The 1854-nt window shown below is 68.9% G+C and carries 1 protein-coding gene; it reads right to left on the bottom strand.

Features of this window, described 5'->3' with window-relative positions; translation table 11 throughout:
* Window positions 1-60: 60 nt before the first annotated feature.
* On the bottom strand, window positions 61-1854 hold a 1794-nt coding region (locus AB4Y86_RS17950), incomplete at its 5' end, for a DNA gyrase subunit A (protein WP_441403509.1).

Genomic DNA, 1854 nt, shown 5'->3' with positions numbered 1-1854 from the left:
GGATGTGCGGGAGCGTCGGGTGTTTGTGGGCGGGATGTGCGGGAGCGTCGGGTGTTTGTACTAGGCGTCCGCCGCGGCTTCCTCGGGCCAGGCCATGCTCGGGCCGATCGCGTCGATGGCCTGCGAGAGCGGGATGCCGGAGCCGTCGCGCCGGCCGTGCTCGCCCGGGAGCGAGCGTGCCACCCCGCCCAGCGAGGATGCCTTCGCCGGGCCGTGGCCGGCCCAGGCGAGCAGCAGCGTGTCTTCGCCCTTGAGGAAGCGGTGGGCCCTGACGCCGGCCGTACCGCGTCCCTTGGCCGGGTATTCCGCCAGCGGCGTGACCTTGGCGGCGCCCGGCGCGGTGCCGGGCAGGGCGCCTTCGGTGCCTGCGATGGTGACCACCACGGCGGCCTCGTCGGTGGCGCGGGCCGTGCCGAAGTGCAGCACCTGGTCCCCGGCGGCGAGCTTGATCCCGGCCATGCCGCCCGCGGTGCGGCCCTGCGGCCGGACCGCGGAGGCGCTGAAGTGCAGCAACTGGGCCTGGCGGGTCACGAAGACCAGCTCGTCGTCGTCGCCGGCGGCGGAATCGACGCCCACCAAGGTGTCCTTGTCCTTGAGTGCGATCACTTCCCAGTCTTCGCGGTTGAGCGGGTAGTCCGGCTGGACGCGCTTGACCACGCCCTGGGCGGTGCCGAGGGCGAGGACCTGGTCCAGCGGGGCGAACGCGACGAGGGACTCGCCCTTGAGCAGGGTGATGAAGTCCTTGGCGGGCACGCCGCCGGCCATGTTAGGGGTGCCCGAGGTGGGCGGCAGCACGGGCATGTCCATCACCTGGAGCCGCAGCATGCGGCCCTGCGACGTGACCGCAGCGATCTCGCCGCGTGCGGAGGTCTTGATGACGGAGCGGAATACGTCATGCCGGGTCCGTGGCCCGCTCTCGGCGAGGCTGTCCTGGTTGGCCGTGCGGGCGATCTGCCCGGACACCGTCAGGATGGCCCAGCACGGGTCGTCGGCAATTTCGAGGGCGAGCGGGGCGGCCTTGCCCTTCGCGCCGGGCGCGGCGGTGAGGGCGGCGGCGACCGTGGGGGAGACGGCCTCGGATTCGAGCAGCACGGTCCGACGCGGGGTGCCGTACTTGGCGGCGAGTTCCCCGAGTTCGTCCGAGACCAGCGTGCGCAGCAGTTCGGGGGAGTCGAGGATTGCCTGCAGTTCGGCGATCTCCTTGCGGAGCTCCTCCTGTTCCTTCTCCAACTCGATCCGGGAGTACTTGGTCAGCTGCCGGAGCCGGAGTTCCAGGATGTAGTTGGCCTGGATTTCGGAGAGGTCGTAGATGGACATCAGCCGTGTGCGGGCCTCGGCGGACTCCTCCGAGGAGCGGATGATCTGGATGACCTCGTCGATGTCCACGATCGCGATGAGCATGCCCTCGACCAGGTGCAGGCGGTCCTTCTTCTTGCCGAGCCGGAAGGAGGTACGGCGGCGCACCACGTCGATCCGGTGGTTGACGTAGACGGACAAGAGTTCCAGCAGGCCCAGGGTCTGCGGCTGGCCGTCGACCAGGGTGACGTTGTTGATGCCGAACGAGTCTTCCATCGGTGTGAAGCGGTAGAGCTGCTGGAGTACTGCGTTCGGGTTGAAGCCGTTCTTGAGCTCGATTACGAGCCGCAGGCCATGCTGGCGGTCGGTGAGGTCCACGACGTCGCTGATGCCGGTCAACTTCTTGCCGTTGACCGCGTCCTTGATCTTCTCGATCACCTTTTCCGGGCCCACCATGTATGGCAGTTCCGTGACCACCAGGCCGGTGCGGCGCGCCGAGAGCTGTTCGACGTCGACTTTGGCCCGGGTCTTGAAGGAGCCGCGTCCGGTGGCGTAGGC

Source organism: Arthrobacter sp. 2YAF22_2 (assembly GCF_052114645.1).
Taxonomy (GTDB): domain Bacteria; phylum Actinomycetota; class Actinomycetes; order Actinomycetales; family Micrococcaceae; genus Arthrobacter.
Note: the sequence above shows the minus strand (reverse complement) of the source record. Positions and strands in the feature narration are given on the sequence as shown.